We start from the raw sequence: 18,494 nt of genomic DNA on the forward strand, positions 1-18,494 counted from the left end.
GGCGCTGATTGTCGCGCCGATCCGCAGGGCGGGGACAAAATATCCGCTTCAACCCTGAGGCAGCGAACTCGATCGCTTCACAACTGCTTGGAAACATCGCTTCTTCTTGCAACATGGCGGTCCGCGAAGTAGGAAACGCGCATGGTTTCATCCTCGCTTGAACAGCCGATCCGCGTTGCCGCGCTCTATCGCTTCGCCGCGCTCGACGATCATGCCGCGCTACGCGCGCCGCTGGCCGCGTTCTGCCATGAGCGCTCCATTCGCGGCACGCTGCTCCTGGCCACCGAAGGCATCAACGGCACGGTTGCCGGAACGCCCCACGCCATTGACGCGCTGATCGCTCATCTCGATGCGATTCCGGCCCTGGCGGGTCTCGACGTCAAGTACAGCGCGGCCGCAACGATGCCCTTCCACCGCATGAAGGTGCGGTTGAAGAAGGAGATCGTCACCATGGGCGTGCCGGAGATCGACCCGGCGCTGCATGCCGGCACCTATGTCGATGCTGCCGACTGGAACGCCTTGATCGCCGACCCCGACACCGTGGTGATCGACACGCGCAACGGGTACGAGACCGCCATCGGCACATTTGCCGGCGCCGAGGCCCCCAAAACGGATAGTTTCCGAGATTTTCCTGCCTGGGCGGAGAACAATCTCGACCGACTGAAGGGCCGCAAGCTCGCCATGTTCTGCACCGGCGGCATACGCTGCGAGAAGGCGACGGCGTTCATGAAGCTGAAGGGCATCGATGACGTCTATCATCTGAAGGGCGGCATCCTGAAATATCTGGAACACGTACCGGCCGACGAAAGCCTCTGGCAGGGTGAGTGCTTCGTCTTCGACGAGCGCGTTTCGGTGCGCCACGGGTTGACGGCGGGCGAAGCAAGCCTCTGCCGCGCCTGCCGCCATCCCCTGATGCCCGACGATCTTGCCGCGCCGGGCTATCGCGAAGGCGTCTCCTGCCCGCACTGCGCCGAAACACGCAGCGAAGCAGACCGCGCCCGCTATGCCGAGCGCCAGCGGCAGGTGGAACTGGCCGAAAAGCATGGCACGGCCTTTCCGATCGGCGCGTCCGTGACGCGTTAGCATGCCCGGCAGTTTGTCATTGCAATGACATGATGGGATTCCTACTTGTGCGCAGGACATTTCGGAAACCTGACATTACAGTTGCGATTTAGAGTCGCGCCCTTTCGCGCCCCCCTCTGCCCTGCCGGGCATCTCCCCCTCAAGGGGGGAGATTATCTCTTCGTCGACGTTTCGCCTGTTTTTTCGAGGTCGAAGATTGGCGAAGTCGGCCATGACAGCCAATCTCCCCACCTGTGGGGGAGATGCCCGGCAGGGCAGAGGGGGGCGCGAAGGGACGCGGCGGTAAATCGCAACTGTAGAACTAAGCGCGAAGACGAGGAGACGCCGATGATCGATCCGAAGAAGCTGCTTGACGACCTTCTGGGGTCGCAAGTGCCCGGCACGCAAGGCACCGTGCGCGAGAAAGCCGGCCAGGCCGTGCAACTCGCCAAGGACAATCCGCTGGCCACCGGCGCCATCGCCGCCGTTCTTCTCGGCACCGGAACCGGGCGCTCGATCACCGGCAGCGCGCTGAAACTCGGCGGTCTCGCCGCCGTCGCCGGCATCGCCTACAAGGCCTACCAGAACTACCAGGCCGGCAAGGAGCCGCAGCAGGCCGCCCGGGAGGGCACGCTCCTGCCGCCGCCGTCCGACACCAGCTTTGATCCGGCGCAAGCGCCGCAGGGCGAAGGCGAGTTCGCCTTGTCCCTGGTGCGCGCCATGATCGCCGCTGCCCGCGCCGACGGCCATATCGACGATGTCGAGCGCGGCAAGATCGCCGACAAGCTGAAACTGGCCGGCATCGGCGAGGAAGCCGAGGCGTTCCTGATGCGGGAGCTGGAAGCGCCCGTCGATCTCGATGCCCTGGTCGCCGCCGCCCAGACGGACGCGCAGAAGATCGAGCTCTACACGGCCTCGCGCCTGACCATCGAGCCGAAGACCCGCGCCGAACGCGGTTATCTCGACATGCTGGCCGGCCGTCTGCGCCTGCCTGATACGCTGATCGATCACATCGAAGCCACCGTCACCGAAGCGACCGCCTAGACCGGTTCAGCGTTTCATGGAAACGTTGAACCGGTCTACCTCTTTGTTTTTCCGCATTTATGCGGACGTCAGGTGATTCCACCTGGCAGCTCAAATGCTCTAAGCGTTCCCGCCTTGACCGCATCGCGCCGCCCCTTCTAGTATTGCACCCGGGCGGCGCGTGATGGCTGCCTCTGGCCCAAGGTTCGGGCGGCATTCGGGGCGCGGATGCCCTTGCCTGACCACCATGCATCTCTGTTGACCCAGCCGTGGCTCCGCGCCGCGTGTCAAACCCATGGTGGTCGTATGTTCAAACGCGCTCTTGCAACCTTCCTTTTCCTGGCCGCCTTGAACACCCTCGGCTCCGCCGCCGACCGGCTGACCCTTTTCGCCGCAGCCAGCATGAAGGACGCAATGGACCGCGCCGTCGCTGAATACGGTGCGGCGGGCGGCGGCGAAGTCGCCGTCTCCTTCGCCTCAAGCTCGGTGCTCGCCCGCCAGATAGAGGCGGGAGCACCGGCCGACCTGTTCATTTCCGCCGACAAGGACTGGATGGACTATCTCGTCGAGCGCGACCTCATGCGCCCCGACAGCCAACGCATCATCGCCGGCAACAGCCTCGTCATCGCCGCCACTGAGGGCACCGAACCGGTGACCGACCCACAGCTTCTGCTCGCCGATCGCTTCGCCATGGGCGACCCGAGCCACGTGCCGGCCGGCAGATATGCCAGGACCGCGCTGGAAAACCTCGGCCTTTGGGCGAAACTGGAGAGAAACGCCGTGTTCGGCGAGAATGTCCGCGTGGCGCTGGAATTGGCCAATCGAGGCGAGGTCAAGGCGGCCATCGTCTATGGCTCCGACCAGAAGGCGGCGGGTGGCCTCACGCGGGCCTACACGTTCCCGGCCGACAGCCATGCGCCCATCGTCTATCCGGCCGCAGCAGCCAAGGACGCCGCGCCCGAAGCCGAAACCTTCCTCGACTTCCTGATCAGCGAGGCAGGGCAGAAAATATTCGCCGATCTCGGCTTCTCGCCAGTGTCTGAATAGGCGGTCACATGGGCGAGGCCGAACTTTCGATCATCCTTCTCTCGGCACGGGTGGCGCTGGTCGCCATCCTGTGCGCGCTCGTTCCGGCTTTCGCCATCGCCTGGCTTCTGGCGCGCCAGCGCTTTGTCGGCAGGGGCCTGCTGCAGGCCCTTGTCACCCTGCCGCTGGTCCTGCCGCCGGTCGTCACCGGCTACGGACTGTTGATCCTGTTCGGCACGAAAGGGCCGCTCGGCCGGCTTTTCGAGCACCTGTTCGGCCTGCAATTCGCCTTTCGCTGGACCGGCGCAGCACTTGCCGCCGGCGTGATGGCCTTTCCGCTGCTCGTCCGGCCAATCCGCCTGTCGCTGGAGGCCATCGACCAGGGCTACGCGGAGGCGGCGCGCACGCTGGGCGCCTCGCGCCTGGTGGTGTTCTTCACCGTCACCCTGCCCCTGGCGCTGCCCGGCATCATCGCCGGCGCGGTGCTTGGTTTCGCCAAGGCGCTCGGCGAGTTCGGCGCCACCATCACCTTCGTTTCCAACATTCCCGGCGAAACCCAGACCCTGTCGCTGGCGATCTATGCCCTGTTGCAGACCCCTTCGGGCGACGCCGCTGCCTTGCGGCTGATCCTGATCGCCATCGTGCTCGCCCTGGCAGCCATCGTCGCCTCGGAAATCCTGGCCCGCAAACTGACCCGGGGGGAACGTCCATGAGCGTGCTCGATGTCGACATCAAGGGCCGGGCCGGATCGTTCGAGATCGAGACGGCCTTCAGCGCCGGCCCCGGCGTGACCGCCCTGTTCGGCCCGTCGGGTGCCGGCAAATCCACGCTGCTCAAGATGATCGCCGGCACGGCGCGGCCTCTTTCGGGGCGCATCGTCGCGGCCGGCCGCACCCTTTACGATTCGGCAGCCGGCATCGACCTGCCGCCGGAACGGCGCGGCATCGGCTTCGTCTTTCAGGAAGCGCGCCTGTTCCCGCATCTGTCCGTACGCAGAAACCTCACCTATGCGCGCTGGGCCGGCCGCCGCCGGGGAACGCGCCCGTTCGACGAAGTGGTCGCCCTGCTCGGCATCGGCGACCGCCTCGACAATGCGCCGGCGACCCTGTCGGGCGGCGAGCGGCAGCGGGTCGCCATCGGCCGCGCGCTGCTGGCCGACCCCGCGCTGCTCTTGATGGACGAACCGCTCTCGTCGCTCGACAAAGCAAGGCGCGCCGAGATCCTGCCCTATCTGGAGGCCATCCGCGCCGAGGCCGGCATCCCCATCGTCTATGTCAGCCACGAGACCGCCGAGGTGGCGCAACTGGCCGATACGGTGGTGCTGATCGAGGCCGGCCGAGTGACCGCCGTGGGCCCGGCCGCCGCCATGCTTGCCAGGCTCAGCCTTGCCGCCGGCAGCGACGCAAGCGAGGCCGCAACGCTGCTCGAAGGTCGGGTGATCGAAACCGATCCCGCCTATCACACGGCGACAATCGCCCTGGATGGAGGGCAACTGGAACTCACCGGCGACGGATTTGCCGAAGGCATGATCGTTCGCCTGCGCGTGCGCGCCGCCGACGTCGCCATCGCCAGTGTCGCGCATGACGGCCTGTCGATCCGCAACCAGCTCCCCTGCCTGGTCGGCGAGGTGCGCCGCGACGGGGCCTTCGCCATGGTCACGCTGCACCTTGGCGAGCAGCGCCTGATCGCCCGCATCACCGCCAAATCGGCCGACATGCTGAACCTCGCCCCCGGCCGGAAGGCCTATGCCCTGCTCAAGGCCGTCTCGGTCGAGATGGCCCGCGTCGAGCGCCGGGAAATGCCAGGCTGAAGCCGTCAGGCGCGGTGAATGGCAACGTTCAGTTCCGGCCCGTTGCGGATCGTCTGGTAGACCACGCAATAGCGCTCGGTGAGCTTGAGAAGCTGGTCGAGCTGCTCCTGCGGCGCATCGGTATCGAGATCAAAGACCAGGCGGATCTGCGCAAAGCCGACGGGCGCCGTCTTGTCGACGCCCAAAGTGCCGCGAAAATCGAGATCGCCCTCGGCCGACACCGTGCCGGCCCTCAGCGGGATTTCCAGCGCCGTGGCGACCGCCTTCAGCGTCACGCCGGCACAGGCGACCAGCGCCTCGAGCAGCATGTCGCCCGAACAGAGTCAAGGCCGCTGCCGCCGGTTGCCGGGTGCAGGCCGGCGACTGCCAAAGCCCGGCCGGTCTCCACCTTGCAGGCGACATTCCGGTCGTCGAGCGCTCCACGCGCCTTGAGGGTGATGCAGGCGGCTTCGGGCTCGCTTCGGTAGCGGTCCTTGATCGGCGCCTGAATGGCGCGCAAAGCGGCGGCGTCCATGGTGGCTTTCCTCCTCGGTCCGGCTGTCGTCCATCACGCGGCCGGAAACCGTCATTCTAGCATGAATGCAAGCAAAGACAGCCGGTCGGCGCGCCCCGACAGGTGCCAAGTTTCGCTTGCATCGCGCCATACGCAGTGGAAACATGATCTTCAGGATGCGTCTTTAACGGGACGTCACAGTGCGGCGCTAGAGACCGCAGCAGAGCCTTTTGGGAGAATCCACGATGAAAAGAAGCCTTGCCCTCGCCTCGCTGACCGCGTCGGTACTCGCGCTCAGCGCCGGTGCCGCCTTTGCCGACTACACGCTCAACATCCTGCACATCAACGATTGGCACAGCCGCATCGAGCCGATCAACAAATTCGATTCGACCTGTTCGGCGGAGGACGACGAGAAGGGCGATTGCTTTGGCGGCGCCGCACGCCTCGTCACCGCCGTCGCCGAGGCGCGTAAGGCGCTCGACGGTCAGAACGTTCTGTTCCTCAATGCCGGCGACAATTTCCAGGGCTCGCTGTTCTACACCACCTACAAGGGTGCGGCGGAAGCCGAATTCCTCAACCTGATGAAGACCGACGCCATGGTTGTCGGCAACCATGAATTCGACGATGGCGAGGACGGCCTCGCCACTTTCCTCGGCAAGGTCGAGTTCCCCGTGCTTGGCTCCAACGTCAAGGCGACGTCCGCCTCGGCCCTGGGCGACCGGGTCAAGGAATATGTCATCCTCGACGTCGGCGGCGAGAAGATCGCCCTGGTCGGCGCCGTCGCCAACGATACGGCCGAGCTTTCCTCGCCCGGCGAGCACGTCTCGATCATCGAGGATGTGGCCGGCATCACCGAGGCCGTCAAGGCGGCCACCGCCGACGGCATCAACAAGGTGATCGCCATCACCCATGTGGGCTACCCGCGCGACCTGGAGGCCATCGCCAAGATTCCAGGCGTCGACGCGGTGGTCGGCGGCCACACCAACACGCTGCTGTCCAACACGATCGAGGGAGCGGCAGGTCCCTACCCGACCATGGTCGACAATCCGGACGGCCACCAGGTGCCGGTGGTGCAGGCGGCGTCCTACTCGAAATATCTTGGCGAGCTGAAGCTCGTCTTCAACGATGACGGCGTGGTGACCGCAGCCACCGGCGACGTCAAGCTGATCGATGCCTCCGTCGCCAAGGACGAGGCGGTCGTCGCCCGCGTCAAGGAACTGGCCGGCCCGATCGAGGAGTTGAAGAACAAGGTCGTTGCCGAGACCGCCGCGCCCGTCGACGGCAGCCGCGAGACCTGCCGCGCCGGCGAATGCGAGATGGGCAATCTCGTCACCGACGCCATGGTCGCCCGCACCAGGGACCAGGGCGTGCAGTTCGCCATCACCAATGGCGGCGGCCTGCGCGCCTCCATTGACCAGGGCGAGGTGACCATGGGCGAGGTTCTCGGCGTCCTGCCCTTCCAGAACACGCTCGCCACCTTCCAGATCAAGGGCGCCGATGTCGTCGCCTCGCTGGAAAGCGGCGTCAGCCAGATCGAGGACGGCGGCGGCCGTTTCCCCCAGGTTTCCGGCCTGCGCTTCGCCTTCGATCCCTCCGTCGCGCCGAATGAAGGCCGCATCAAATCCGTCGAGGTGAAGGATGGCGACGGCTGGAAGGCGATCGACGCCGACGCCACCTACACGGTCGCCACCAACAACTTCATGCGCAATGGCGGCGACGGCTACAAGCTGTTCGCCGACAAGGCCGAGAATGCCTATGACTACGGCCCGGGCCTGGAGCAGGTGCTGGCCGACTACATGGCCGAAAACATCCCCTACAAGCCCTTCACCGAGGGCCGCATCACCGAAGTGGCCGCCACCGTCGCCGCCGAAGACGGGATGAAGAAGGACGACGCGGCAACGCCCGAACTTCCCGAAATGTCGAAAACCATCGCCAGCCAGGCGCCCAGCGTAAGCGAGACCGCCGAAGGCACGGAAGAAAAGCCGATGGAAGCGGCCGCCGCCTCCGACACGAAGGCGGCGATGGATGGCAACAGCCACACCATCGCTGCCGGCGACACGCTGTGGGACATCGCCGCCACCCAATACGGCGATCCGACGAAATGGCGCGTGATCGCCGAAGCAAATCCCGGAGTGCAGCCGAGACGGCTTCATGTCGGCGCGATGCTGACGCTTCCGCCGGCGAACTGAAACGACAGGCATTGTTTGAACGAGGCTCCGCCACGCCAGGCGGAGCCTTTTTCGCACCTGCGGCTACAGGTTCCATTGAAAACCGTTTCGGGTTCGCTAGCTTCCGGGGAACGATCGGAGTCATGGAATGAACCTCCCCACGAAAATCGACCCCCAGGCCGCCAGGGCGATCGGCCCGTTACCCGCCGACCATCCGCCGGTGCGCGTCGGCAAGGTCGGTGTCCTGCTCGTCAATCTCGGCACGCCGGACGGAACCGAATACGCACCCATGCGGCGCTATCTGAAGGAGTTCCTCTCCGACAAGCGTGTCATCGAATGGCCGCGCGCCATCTGGTTGCCGATCCTCTACGGCATCGTGCTGAACACGCGACCGAAGAAATCGGGCGCCGCATATCGACAGATATGGAACCAGGAGCGCAATGAATCACCCCTGCGCACCTTCACCCGCGCCCAGGGCGAAAAACTTGCCGGAGCGCTTGCCGGCGAAGAGCACATCGTCGTCGACTGGGCCATGCGCTACGGCCAGCCGTCCATCGAGGCCGTGACGCAAGGCCTGATGGAGCGCGGCTGCGACCGCATCGTCATGTTTCCGCTCTATCCGCAATATTCGGCGACGACGACGGCGACGGTGAACGACAAGTTCTTCGAGGCGCTGATGAAGATGCGCTTCCAGCCGGCCGTGCGCACCGTGCCCTCCTATCAGGACGAGCCCGTCTACATCGAGGCGCTGGCCCGCTCGATCGAGAACCACCTGGCCGGCCTCGCCTACGAGCCGGAAGTGGTGATCGCCTCCTACCACGGCATCCCGCAGAGCTATTTCCAGCGTGGCGATCCATATCATTGCCATTGCCAGAAGACGACGCGGCTGTTGCGCGACCGGCTCGGCTGGGACGAGAACAGGCTCATCACCTGCTTTCAGTCGCGTTTCGGCCCCGAGGAATGGCTGCAACCCTACACGGACAAGACGGTCGAGAAACTGGCACGGGAGGGCGCCAAGTCGATCGCCGTCTTCAATCCCGGCTTCGTCTCGGACTGTCTGGAGACGCTTGAGGAGATTGCCGGAGAGGCCGGCGAGATTTTCCGCCATGCCGGCGGCGAGAATTTCAGTCACATCCCCTGCCTGAACGATTCGGACGAAGGCATGGCGGTGATCGAGACACTCGTGCGGCGTGAACTCTCCGGCTGGATGTGAACCATTCGCCGCAAGACCTGCGGCAACCTGTCGTTGAGAACTGTCATAGCCAGAACGTTTGATTTGGTCCAACTTGCGCTAGATCACGATGATTTTGGATTGATTCAATCCAAAATCATCGTGATCGCTCTCAATAAGCTGGAGCGGGATGCGGGCGGAAAACCGCTTCGCACTTTTCCTCATCCCGCTCTAGACTGCGCCGCATCATCGAATCGCGCCCGCCGGGCCGACCCAGGAGACAACAATGTCCTTTACCGGTTTCGACGTGCTCATCCCCGTCCTGGTGGTGCTCGTCCTGCTTTTGATCTTTGCCGGCATCAAGACGGTGCCGCAGGGCTTCAACTACACCGTTGAGCGTTTTGGCGGCTACACGCGTACGCTGTCGCCCGGCCTCAACATCATCGTACCGTTCATCGACCGCGTCGGCGCCAAGATGAACATGATGGAGCAGGTTCTGGACGTGCCGACCCAGGAAGTGATCACCCGCGACAATGCCATCGTCGCCGTCGACGGGGTCGCCTTCTACCAGGTGCTGACCGCCGCCCAGGCCGCCTATCAGGTTTCCGGCCTGCAGAACGCCATCCTCAACCTGACCATGACCAACATTCGCTCGGTGATGGGCTCGATGGATCTGGACGAGCTTCTGTCGAACCGCGATGCGATCAACGAAAAGCTCCTGCACATCGTCGACGACGCGGCCAGCCCCTGGGGCATCAAGATGACCCGCGTCGAGATCAAGGACATCAACCCGCCGGCCAACCTGGTCGAGAGCATGGCCCGCCAGATGATGGCCGAGCGCAACAAGCGCGCCCAGATCCTCGAGGCGGAGGGCCTCAAGCAGGCGCAGATCCTGGAGGCCGAGGGCCGCCGCGAGGCCGCCTTCCGTGACGCCGAGGCGCGCGAGCGCGCCGCCGAGGCCGAAGCCCGCGCCACCCAGGTGGTCTCCGAAGCCATTGCCGCCGGCGACGTCCAGGCGGTCAACTACTTCGTCGCGCAAAAATACACCGAAGCGCTGGCCGCGGTCGGCTCGGCCCCCAACAGCAAGGTCGTGCTGATGCCGATGGAGGCCTCCGCGCTGATCGGCTCGCTGGGCGGCATCAGCGCCATTGCCCGCGAGGTCTTTGGCGATGGCGAACGACCGGGCACGCGCCCGCGCAGCGCCTCGGCGCGCCCGCCGCGCACCAGCCCGAGCGAAGGTTAGGCGCATGCTCCTGCACATTCTCTCGGAACTGGGCCCCTGGAACTGGATGTTGCTCGGCTTCGTGCTGCTTGCCGCGGAGATCCTGGTGTCCGGTGTCTTCCTGTTATGGATCGGCATTGCCGCGATCCTGACGGGAGCCATCTCGCTGCAGCTATGGGGCAAGGATTTCTGGGGCTGGCAGGTGCAGGTGCTGGTCTTCCTCGCCCTGTCGCTGATCTCCGCCTATGCGGGCAAGCGGCTGATGGATTCGCGGCGCAACGAGGAAACGGATCAGCCGTTCCTCAACCGGCGCGCCGAACAGTTGGTCGGCCGCACGGCGCGGCTCGAAACGGCGATCGACAATGGCTACGGGCGGGTCCGGCTCGACGACACGATCTGGCGCGTCAGCGGCCCGGACCTGGCGGCCGGAGCGCAGGTCAGGATCGTTGCCGTCCGCAACGGCACCCTCGAAGTCGAGGCGGCGTAACCGGTTTCCCGGTTAGAGAATTTTGCAGTCAGGTGGAATCACCTGACGTCCGCATAAATGCGGAAAAACAAAGAGATAGACCGGTTCAGCGTTTCTATGAAACACTGAAACGGTCTAGGCGGCGCCGATGCGCAGCAGGTCATGCAGGTGGATCACACCGCACGGCTTGCGGTTCTCGACAACCATCAATGTGGTGATCGCCGACGAATTGACCAGATGCAATGCGCTTTCGGCCAGCATGTCGGGGGCGATGGTCTTCGGATTGGGCGTCATCACCTGATCGACGGTCATCGACAGCAGTTCGCTGTCGATGTGGCGCCGCAAATCGCCGTCGGTGATGATGCCGATCAGCATGCCCTCTGCATCGACGATGCCGACACAGCCGAACCCCTTCTGCGTCATCTCCAGGATCGCCTCGCGCATCAGCGCGCCGCTTGTGGCGAGCGGCAGTTCGTCACCCTGGTGCATGATGTTTCGCACCTGCGTCAGCTTGGCGCCGAGTTGCCCGCCGGGATGGAAGGTGCGGAAATGATCTGCCGTGAAGCCGCGCGCCTCGAGCAGGGCCACCGCCAGCGCATCGCCGATGACCAGTTGCAGCACCGTCGAAGTGGTCGGCGCCAGCCCGTGCGGGCAGGCTTCCGGCGCGCGCGGCAGGCCGAGCACGATGCTCGCCTCCTTGGCAAGCGCCGAACTGGTCCCCGCAGTGATGGCGATCAGCGGAATGGCGAAGCGGCGCGCATAGGCGACGATGCCCTGCAACTCGGTCGTTTCGCCCGACCAGGACATGGCGAGGATCGCGTCGTCACGGCCGATCATGCCGAGATCGCCATGGTTGGCCTCCGCAGGATGCACGAAAAAGGCCGGGGTGCCCGTGGACGCCAGCGTCGCGGCGATCTTCGAGCCGATATGGCCGCTCTTGCCGACGCCGGTGACGATAACCCGCCCGGCAATCTGCGACACGGTTTGCACGGCTTCCGCGAAAGGCCCGGCAAGCCCGTTGTCCAGTGCCTCGGCCAGTGCCTTCAGGCCGGCCTGTTCGATCTCGAGCGTGCGGACGGCCGATGCGATGACGCTGCGGCGATTGATGGTCATGGTGTTGTCTTTGAGCATGAAACTGCCCTTACTCCGACAAGCGCCGCCTGTCCAACCCTGTTTGCCTGTTTTGTCGCCGGCTTCTGCCCGGCAAGCAACGGTCCATTAACCGCGATTGTTTACGCTTCCCTAAGCATAACGTTATGGCTGCGTCACAAATTGCCTGGAAGCCGATGCCTAGAACCGGTGAAACATTGACCGCCCGCGCCCGTTGGTTGCGGTTTTCCACGGCGCTGGGCGTGTGCCTCGTCATGGCTATCGACCACGGCACGGCACAGGAACTGGAGAGCGGGTTGCGCGGTCCCGTGCTCGAATCGGAGATCAACGCCGTCCTCCAGCCTGGCGTGCAGGTGCGCGCCGCCGATCGTGCCGACCGCGCACGGCAGACGGGCGGCCTCCCCACGCCCGGCTACAGTCCGGCGACCGAAAGTGCGGCGACAAACGACTATCCGCAAAACGACGACAGTCTCTTCAACGCCGAAGAGCCATCGTCGAGCCGAGCGGCCGCGGCGGCTCCCGTCCGCTCGCCTTCGACCGCGCTGGAACGCACGCGGCAAAGAGCCGGCCGCAACAACAGCCCCTCCGCAGGCATCTCCACCCGTCAGGACGAAGAGGAGCTGGACGATCTGGCCACCGGCACGGTCCGGGCAAGGTCTGCCGATGCGGAAGAGCGCGCGGCGCTGGCACGGGCGGAAGCCGTGAACCCACGCGTGAGCGCCGTCGAGAGCAGCTATGAAGCCGCCGACGCGAACCCATACGCGCCGCTTGGCCTCAGGCTCGGCACCTTCACCGTCATCCCGACCCTGGAGCAGGGCATAACCTGGACCTCCAATGCCGATTCGAGCGCCAGCGGCAGCGAAGCGGTCCTTTCGGAAACGACCTTGCGGCTGAATGCGGCATCCGACTGGTCGCGCCATGCGGCCACCGCCGAAGCCTACGGCATCTACCGCAAATCCGTTTCCGGCGACGACGTGTCGGAGCTGCAGGGCGGCATCAACGGAAGGCTGCGCCTCGACCTGGCCGGGGATTACACGGCGTTGGCCAGCCTCGGCTATACCGTGCGCCCCGAATCGGCTTCCTCGCCCGTGATCATCACCGGTGTCGAGGACCAGCCCTTGCGCCACACGATCGACGGCAGTCTCGGCCTCGCCAAGGATCTGGGCAAGCTGCGGCTGAGCGCCACCGGCGCTGTCAGCCGCGAAACCTATGGCGATGCGGAACTGACCGGCGGCGGAACACTGTCACAGAAGGAGCGCGACGCGACACTGGCGACGCTGCGCCTGCGCGCCGGCTACCAGGTGTCCCCGGCCCTGACCCCCTTCGTCGAGGCCGAGATCGGCCGCCGCTTCTACGACCTCAAGCAGGACAGCGCCGGCTACGAGCGCTCCGCCAACCGGTACGCCGCCCGCGCCGGCGTGATGCTCGACATCGAGGAAAAACTGTCCGGCGAGGTCTCTCTCGGCTGGATCAGCGAGGATCTGGACGATGACCGCCTGGATTCGGTCTCAGGCCTGGCACTGGCGGCCAGCCTCAACTGGTCGCCCCAGCGCGGCACCACCGTCGGCCTCGACGGCGCAACAACCATCGAGGGCACGACGAATGCCGGTGAGAGTGGCTCGATCCTCTATGCCGGCACATTGCGCCTCGAACGGCAAATCCGCGCCAACTTGACGGCGGAAGCCGCCGCCGGCGCGTCCTGGCGCGATTACACGGACGGCGCGCACGACCTGACCCTGAGCGGACAGGCCGGCATGACCTGGTGGCTCAACCGCACGCTCGGCCTGACCGGCCGCGCGCGCTATGAGACGCGCACCAGCAGCCTTCCCGGCCGCGACTATGACGCCACCAGCGTTTTCTTCGGAGTCAGGATGCAGCGCTAGTGGTGCGATCCTAACGCTTGGCTGACGCTTCCATGAACCGCACGATGTGATCCCTGAGGTCGGGCCGCGCCAGGGCAAAAGCAAGATTGGCTTCGACGAAACCTTCCGGTGCGCCGCAATCGAAGGTGCGGCCGGTGAAGTGGTGGCCGTGGAAGGGCTGTTCGCTCAGCAGTTTCAGCATCGCATCGGTGAGCTGGATCTCGCCACCGGCGCCGCGCTCCTGATTCTCAAGCAGCGCGAAAATCTCCGGCTGCAGGATGTAGCGGCCGTTGATGTAGAAATTCGACGGCGCGTCTTCCGCCTTCGGTTTCTCGACCATAGCGTTGATCTCGAAGCCGCCGGCGACGCTCTCGCCACGCCCGACAATACCGTATTTGTGCGTCTGCGAAGGCTCGCACTCCTCGACAGCAAGCACGTTGCCGCCGGTCCTGTTGAACAACTCGACCATCTGCTTCAGGCAGCCGGGCTCCGACTGCATGATCATGTCCGGCAAGAGGAGGGCGAACGGCTCGTTGCCGACCAGTTCGCGCGCGCACCACACGGCATGCCCCAGGCCGAGCGGCTCCTGCTGGCGGGTAAAACTGGTCTGGCCGGGCTCCGGCTGCATGCTGCGCAGACGGTCCAGCACGTCGTGCTTGCCGCGCCGGGCCAGCGTGTCGTAAAGTTCCACCTGGATATCGAAGTGATCCTCGATAACCGTCTTGTTGCGTCCGGTGACGAAGATGAAATGCTCGATCCCGGCTTCGCGAGCCTCGTCGACGACGTATTGGATCACGGGCTTGTCGACCACCGTCAGCATTTCCTTCGGCACGGCCTTCGTCGCCGGAAGGAAACGCGTGCCCAGACCGGCCACGGGGAAAACAGCCTTGCGAAGCTTCGTCATGAAAATACCTCCAAGATAATGGGAACTCAGCAATGGGCTCCGCCCGTCGGCTGTTAGCAACAGCCGATTGATGTTTCCTGAATCAATGCGCGGATTTCGCGGCAATGCCGACCAAGGTCGAAAACCGGTGTTAAGAGCATGGTAAACGTTTTTCTAACCGCGATCTGCGATGGATAGGCTAGACTGCTTAATGACGGAGGTCTTGATGTTGTTCCGCTTGCCCGCACGAAACACGGTTGCGACCGCTTTCGCGTGCCTGGTCCTTTTGTTTGCTACCGCCCTGCAGCCGGCGCATGCCGACGCCGGTTTCCAGCGCTGGATCGCCCAGTTCCGCGGCACGGCGATGCAGAACGGAATTTCCGGCACCACCTATGACCGCGCCTTTCGCGGCGTCACCGCGCCCGATCCCGAAGTCCTCGAGAAGGCGCGCTACCAGCCTGAATTCCGTGCCGAGGCGTGGGAGTATTTCGACAATCGCGTGCAGCAGGACGCCATCGAAACCGGCCGCCGGCTGGCGCGCCAGTGGAAGCCGTGGCTTGACCGCATCGAACAGAAATTCGGCGTCAGCCGCCATGTGCTGCTCGCCATCTGGTCGATCGAATCGAATTACGGCGAAGCGCTGAAGAACGAGCGCGTCATGCGCAATTTACCGCGGTCGCTGGCAACACTTGCCTACGGCGACAAGCGGCGCGCCAAATTCGCCCGCCAGCAGTTGATCGCCGCGCTGAAGATCCTGCAGACGGGTGACATCGATGTCGGCCACCTGACCAGTTCCTGGGCCGGCGCCATGGGGCACACCCAGTTCATCCCGACCAGCTATCAGGCCTATGCCGTCGATATGGACGGCGATGGACGCCGCGACATCTGGAGCTCGGTGCCCGATGCGCTCGCGACAGCCGCCAACCTGTTGCGCAAGAATGGCTGGCGCAGCGGAGAAACCTGGGGGTATGAGACGGCGGCGCTGCCGGCCGGGCGCAAATTTCCGGGGGGCAGCATGGCTCTGTCGCGCTGGGCATCGATCGGCGTGGTACGCGCCAATGGCAAGCCCTTTCCCCGTCCCTCGGATTCGGCCGAGCTGAAGCTGCCCGATGGGCGCGCCGGTCCGGTCTTCCTCGTGACACGCAATTTCAGCGTCATCAAGCGCTACAACAACTCCGACAAATACGCGCTCGCCGTCGGGCTCCTGGCCGATGAACTGGCCGGCCATGGCGGCCTGGTCCGCGATTGGGACCGCCCCTTCCAGCGGCTCAGCTACAGCGAGACGGAAGAGTTGCAGAAGCGGCTCGGGACGCTCGGCTATTATGACGGGCCGATCGACGGCAAGATCGGCAGTGGCTCGCGTGAGGCGATCCGCGCCTTTCAGGCGCGCGCCGGCATGCAGCAGGATGGCCATCCCGGCAAGGAAGTGCTGCAGCGCCTGCGCGGCCAGTAACACCCGACGAACAGCGGAACGGCCATGGAAACGGCGACAACGTCAGTGATACGGGGCAATGGCAGGAACGCTGCCCTGTTCATCATCGTGCTGGCGTTGGCGCTGCCCCTCTTTCCGGGCGCCATCGCGCCGGCCGGTGCCCAGGAATACCGCAAGGAGCAGCGGCGCGGACTGTTCGACTTTCTCTTCGGCGGTCCGCTGCGCACCAGGCAGGCGGAGCCGCCTGCGGCGCCGCAACAGCAGATACAGCGCCAGCGAGCCCCTGCCGCCAGTCGCAATGCCGTCCGCCCCTCCAGGGCAGCCGTTCCACGCCAGCCGCCTCCGCCGCCGGCGGTCGAAAAACTGGAGAATGCGCGCATCGTCCTGGTGATCGGCGACTTTCTTGCCGGCGGCTTGTCGGAAGGCCTGGAGACCGCCTACGGCGAATCGCCCGGCGTCCGGATCGTCAACCGAAGCAACGGCTCCTCCGGCTTCGTGCGCGACGACTATTACGATTGGAATGCGCAGATCGCAACGATCCTCGAGGAGACCAGCCCCGCCATCGTGGTGATGATGATCGGTTCCAACGACCGCCAGCAATTGGTCATCGACGGCGAGCGCGAGGCGCCGCGCTCGGATGCCTGGTTGAAAGAGTATGAGAAGCGCGTCGAACGGTTCACCGACGCTGTGGGCGAACGGAATATCCCGCTGGTATGGACAGGTCTGCCCGCCTTCAAACTGTCGAGCATGACCTCCGACATGCTGGCCTTCAACGACCTCTACAAGAAGGCCGCGGAAGCCGCCGGCGGGACATTCGTCGACATCTGGGATGGCTTCGTCGATGAGAACGGCGCCTTCCTATCGACCGGACCGGACATGAATGGCCAGCCGGCGCGCCTGCGCGGCAATGATGGCATCAATCTGACCCGTGCCGGCAAGCGCAAGATCGCCTTCTACGTCGAAAAGCCGCTGAACAAGCTGCTCGGCCAGGCGACCTCGCCGGATATCGGCGAACTGGGGATGGAAAGCCTGCCGGACCTGATCCTTCATCCGGCAGAACCATCGCCGGTGGATCGCACCCAGCCGATTTCCTTCGCCGATCCGGCGTTGGACGGCGGAACCGAACTGCTCGGCGCAACGGTGCGTCCGATCGGCACCGCGCAAACGGGAGACCTCACGGGCGTGCCTATCGACGAACATCCGCGCCCGGGCCGGGCCGACGATTTCTCGCAACGCGACGAAAGCGCCACAGCCGACAAGACGGAAAAGCCGGTGCTGGAAGCACCGGCAGCACGCTGAAATCTCAGCGCGGCAGGAGCGAGCTTCCCATCAGGAATTCGTCGATCGAGCGCGCCGCCTGCCGGCCTTCGCGAATGGCCCAGACCACCAGCGACTGGCCGCGCCTGACGTCGCCGGCGGCGAAGAGACGGTCGACACTGGTGCGATAATCCTGATCGTCGGCAACCACATTGACCGAGTTGCGCCGGTCCGTATCGGTCCTCAAACGCTCACCGAATTCACCCAGAACCCCCTCTTCGAGCGGGCCGGAAAAGCCGATGGCGATGAAGGCGAGGTCCGCCTTGATGATGAATTCCGTGCCGGCGACCGGCCTGCGCTTCTCGTCCACCTCGCAGCATTTCACGCCGGTCAGCACGCCATCCTCGCCGACGAATTCCAGCGTCGCCGCCTGGAACTCGCGCTCGGCGCCTTCGGCCTGGCTGGAGGAGGTGCGCATCTTGGTCGCCCAATAGGGCCAGACCGCAAGCTTGTCTTCCTTCTCCGGCGGGCGCGGGCGGATGTCGAGCTGGGTGACGCGCACCGCTCCCTGGCGGAAGGCCGTGCCGACGCAGTCGGACGCCGTGTCGCCGCCGCCGACCACCACCACATGCTTGCCTCCGGCGAGAATCGGCTCGGACGGCCAGGCGACTGACTGTATATCCTCGCCGCCGACGCGCTTGTTCTGCTGGACGAGATAGGGCATCGCGTCATGGACGCCTTCGAACGCGATGCCGGGAATGCCGGCCGGACGCGGCTTTTCCGAGCCGCCGCAATAAAGCACGGCGTCATATTCGGCGAGCAGTTCCTCGACTGACCTGTCGATGCCGACATTGACGCCGCAATGGAAGGTCACGCCCTCGCCCTGCATCTGCTCGACGCGGCGGTCGATATAGTGCTTCTCGATCTTGAAGTCGGGAATGCCGTAGCGCATCAGCCCGCCGGGGCGGCTTTCGCGCTCATAGACATGCACCTGGTGCCCTGCGCGGCCAAGCTGCTGGGCGGCCGCCATGCCGGCCGGCCCCGAACCGATGACCGCCACCTTGCGGCCGGTTTTCCGCTCCGCCGGATAGGGGCGCACATAGCCCGCCTCATAAGCCTTGTCGGCAATCGCCTGCTCGACCGTCTTGATGGCGACGGGAACGTCTTCGAGGTTCAGCGTGCAGGCTTCCTCGCACGGGGCCGGGCAGATGCGGCCGGTCCATTCGGGGAAGTTGTTGGTCGAATGCAGATTGCGGATCGCCTCTTCCCAATCGCCATTATAGACGAGGTCGTTCCAGTCCGGAATCTGGTTGTGCACCGGGCAGCCTGTCGGCCCGTGGCAATAGGGAATGCCACAATCCATACAGCGCGCGGCCTGTTTCTCGACCTCCTTGTCCGACATGGGCAGCGTGAACTCGCGAAAATGGCGAATCCGGTCGGACGCCGGCTGATACTTGTGCACCTGCCGGTCGATTTCGAGAAAGCCTGTAACCTTACCCATCAAGAAAA

General features: G+C 64.9%; 15 protein-coding genes and 1 pseudogene. 12 read left to right on the top strand and 4 right to left on the bottom strand.

What is annotated here, in order from left to right; all coding sequences use genetic code 11:
- Positions 1–141: 141 nt before the first annotated feature.
- The 5 genes from trhO (at position 142) to modC (ending at position 4,921) form a co-directional block, all read left to right on the top strand.
- Positions 142–1,083 (top strand): oxygen-dependent tRNA uridine(34) hydroxylase TrhO, encoded by a 942-nt coding sequence (gene trhO, locus AB843_RS13885; protein WP_048647469.1) that lies wholly within the window; start codon positions 142–144, stop codon positions 1,081–1,083.
- Between the two features lie 327 nt (positions 1,084–1,410).
- Positions 1,411–2,106 carry a tellurite resistance TerB family protein gene (locus AB843_RS13890; RefSeq protein WP_048647470.1) on the top strand — a complete coding sequence of 232 codons (696 nt, stop codon included), beginning with the start codon at positions 1,411–1,413 and terminating at the stop codon, positions 2,104–2,106.
- 285 nt (positions 2,107–2,391) lie between these two features.
- Complete coding sequence (gene modA, locus AB843_RS13895) at positions 2,392–3,132, top strand: molybdate ABC transporter substrate-binding protein (RefSeq protein ID WP_048647471.1); 741 nt, start codon at positions 2,392–2,394, stop codon at positions 3,130–3,132.
- An 8-nt stretch (positions 3,133–3,140) separates the two neighbouring features.
- Complete coding sequence (gene modB, locus AB843_RS13900) at positions 3,141–3,824, top strand: molybdate ABC transporter permease subunit (RefSeq protein ID WP_048647472.1); 684 nt, start codon at positions 3,141–3,143, stop codon at positions 3,822–3,824.
- A complete protein-coding gene (gene modC / locus AB843_RS13905) occupies positions 3,821–4,921 on the top strand; it encodes a molybdenum ABC transporter ATP-binding protein (protein WP_048647473.1) in 1,101 nt (366 codons plus the stop codon). The genes modB and modC overlap by 4 nt, the downstream gene beginning before the upstream one ends.
- Before the next feature lie 5 nt (positions 4,922–4,926).
- On the opposite strand, the pseudogene AB843_RS13910 reads toward modC, so the two are convergent.
- A pseudogene (locus AB843_RS13910) lies at positions 4,927–5,435 on the bottom strand (OsmC family protein).
- 224 nt (positions 5,436–5,659) lie between these two features.
- Between AB843_RS13910 and AB843_RS13915 the strand changes: the two are divergent.
- From AB843_RS13915 to AB843_RS13930, 4 genes are all read left to right on the top strand, one after another.
- The gene (locus AB843_RS13915) at positions 5,660–7,603 is read left to right on the top strand and encodes a 5'-nucleotidase C-terminal domain-containing protein (protein WP_048647474.1); all 1,944 of its coding nucleotides are present in this window, start codon (positions 5,660–5,662) and stop codon (positions 7,601–7,603) included.
- Between the two features lie 127 nt (positions 7,604–7,730).
- A complete protein-coding gene (gene hemH / locus AB843_RS13920; RefSeq protein WP_048647475.1) occupies positions 7,731–8,795 on the top strand; it encodes a ferrochelatase in 1,065 nt (354 codons plus the stop codon).
- Positions 8,796–9,039: 244 nt separating this feature from the next.
- A complete protein-coding gene (locus AB843_RS13925; protein WP_048647476.1) occupies positions 9,040–9,996 on the top strand; it encodes an SPFH domain-containing protein in 957 nt (318 codons plus the stop codon).
- A 4-nt stretch (positions 9,997–10,000) separates the two neighbouring features.
- A complete protein-coding gene (locus AB843_RS13930) occupies positions 10,001–10,462 on the top strand; it encodes an NfeD family protein (RefSeq protein ID WP_048647477.1) in 462 nt (153 codons plus the stop codon).
- A 114-nt stretch (positions 10,463–10,576) separates the two neighbouring features.
- Here AB843_RS13930 and AB843_RS13935 read toward each other — a convergent pair whose 3' ends face one another.
- The gene (locus tag AB843_RS13935; protein WP_048647478.1) at positions 10,577–11,572 is read right to left on the bottom strand and encodes a KpsF/GutQ family sugar-phosphate isomerase; all 996 of its coding nucleotides are present in this window, start codon (positions 11,570–11,572) and stop codon (positions 10,577–10,579) included.
- Positions 11,573–11,727: 155 nt separating this feature from the next.
- On the opposite strand from AB843_RS13935, the gene AB843_RS13940 reads away from it, so the two are divergent.
- On the top strand, positions 11,728–13,434 hold the full coding sequence (locus AB843_RS13940; protein WP_048647479.1) for an outer membrane beta-barrel protein: 1,707 nt from the start codon (positions 11,728–11,730) through the stop codon (positions 13,432–13,434).
- A gap of 10 nt (positions 13,435–13,444) precedes the next feature.
- On the opposite strand, the gene galU is transcribed toward AB843_RS13940, so the two are convergent.
- The gene (galU, locus tag AB843_RS13945) at positions 13,445–14,317 is read right to left on the bottom strand and encodes a UTP--glucose-1-phosphate uridylyltransferase GalU (RefSeq protein WP_048647480.1); all 873 of its coding nucleotides are present in this window, start codon (positions 14,315–14,317) and stop codon (positions 13,445–13,447) included.
- Between the two features lie 205 nt (positions 14,318–14,522).
- On the opposite strand from galU, the gene AB843_RS13950 reads away from it, so the two are divergent.
- Positions 14,523–15,749, top strand: coding sequence for a lytic murein transglycosylase (locus AB843_RS13950; protein WP_048647589.1), 1,227 nt, complete (start codon positions 14,523–14,525; stop codon positions 15,747–15,749).
- 24 nt (positions 15,750–15,773) lie between these two features.
- Positions 15,774–17,027, top strand: coding sequence for an SGNH/GDSL hydrolase family protein (locus AB843_RS13955; RefSeq protein ID WP_048647481.1), 1,254 nt, complete (start codon positions 15,774–15,776; stop codon positions 17,025–17,027).
- Between the two features lie 4 nt (positions 17,028–17,031).
- Here the strand turns inward: AB843_RS13955 and AB843_RS13960 are convergent, their stop codons facing one another.
- On the bottom strand, positions 17,032–18,486 hold the full coding sequence (locus AB843_RS13960) for a glutamate synthase subunit beta (RefSeq protein WP_048647482.1): 1,455 nt from the start codon (positions 18,484–18,486) through the stop codon (positions 17,032–17,034).
- Positions 18,487–18,494: the final 8 nt, after the last annotated feature.

The organism is Nitratireductor soli (assembly GCF_001050155.1).
GTDB classification, from domain to species: Bacteria; Pseudomonadota; Alphaproteobacteria; order Rhizobiales; family Rhizobiaceae; genus Nitratireductor; species Nitratireductor soli.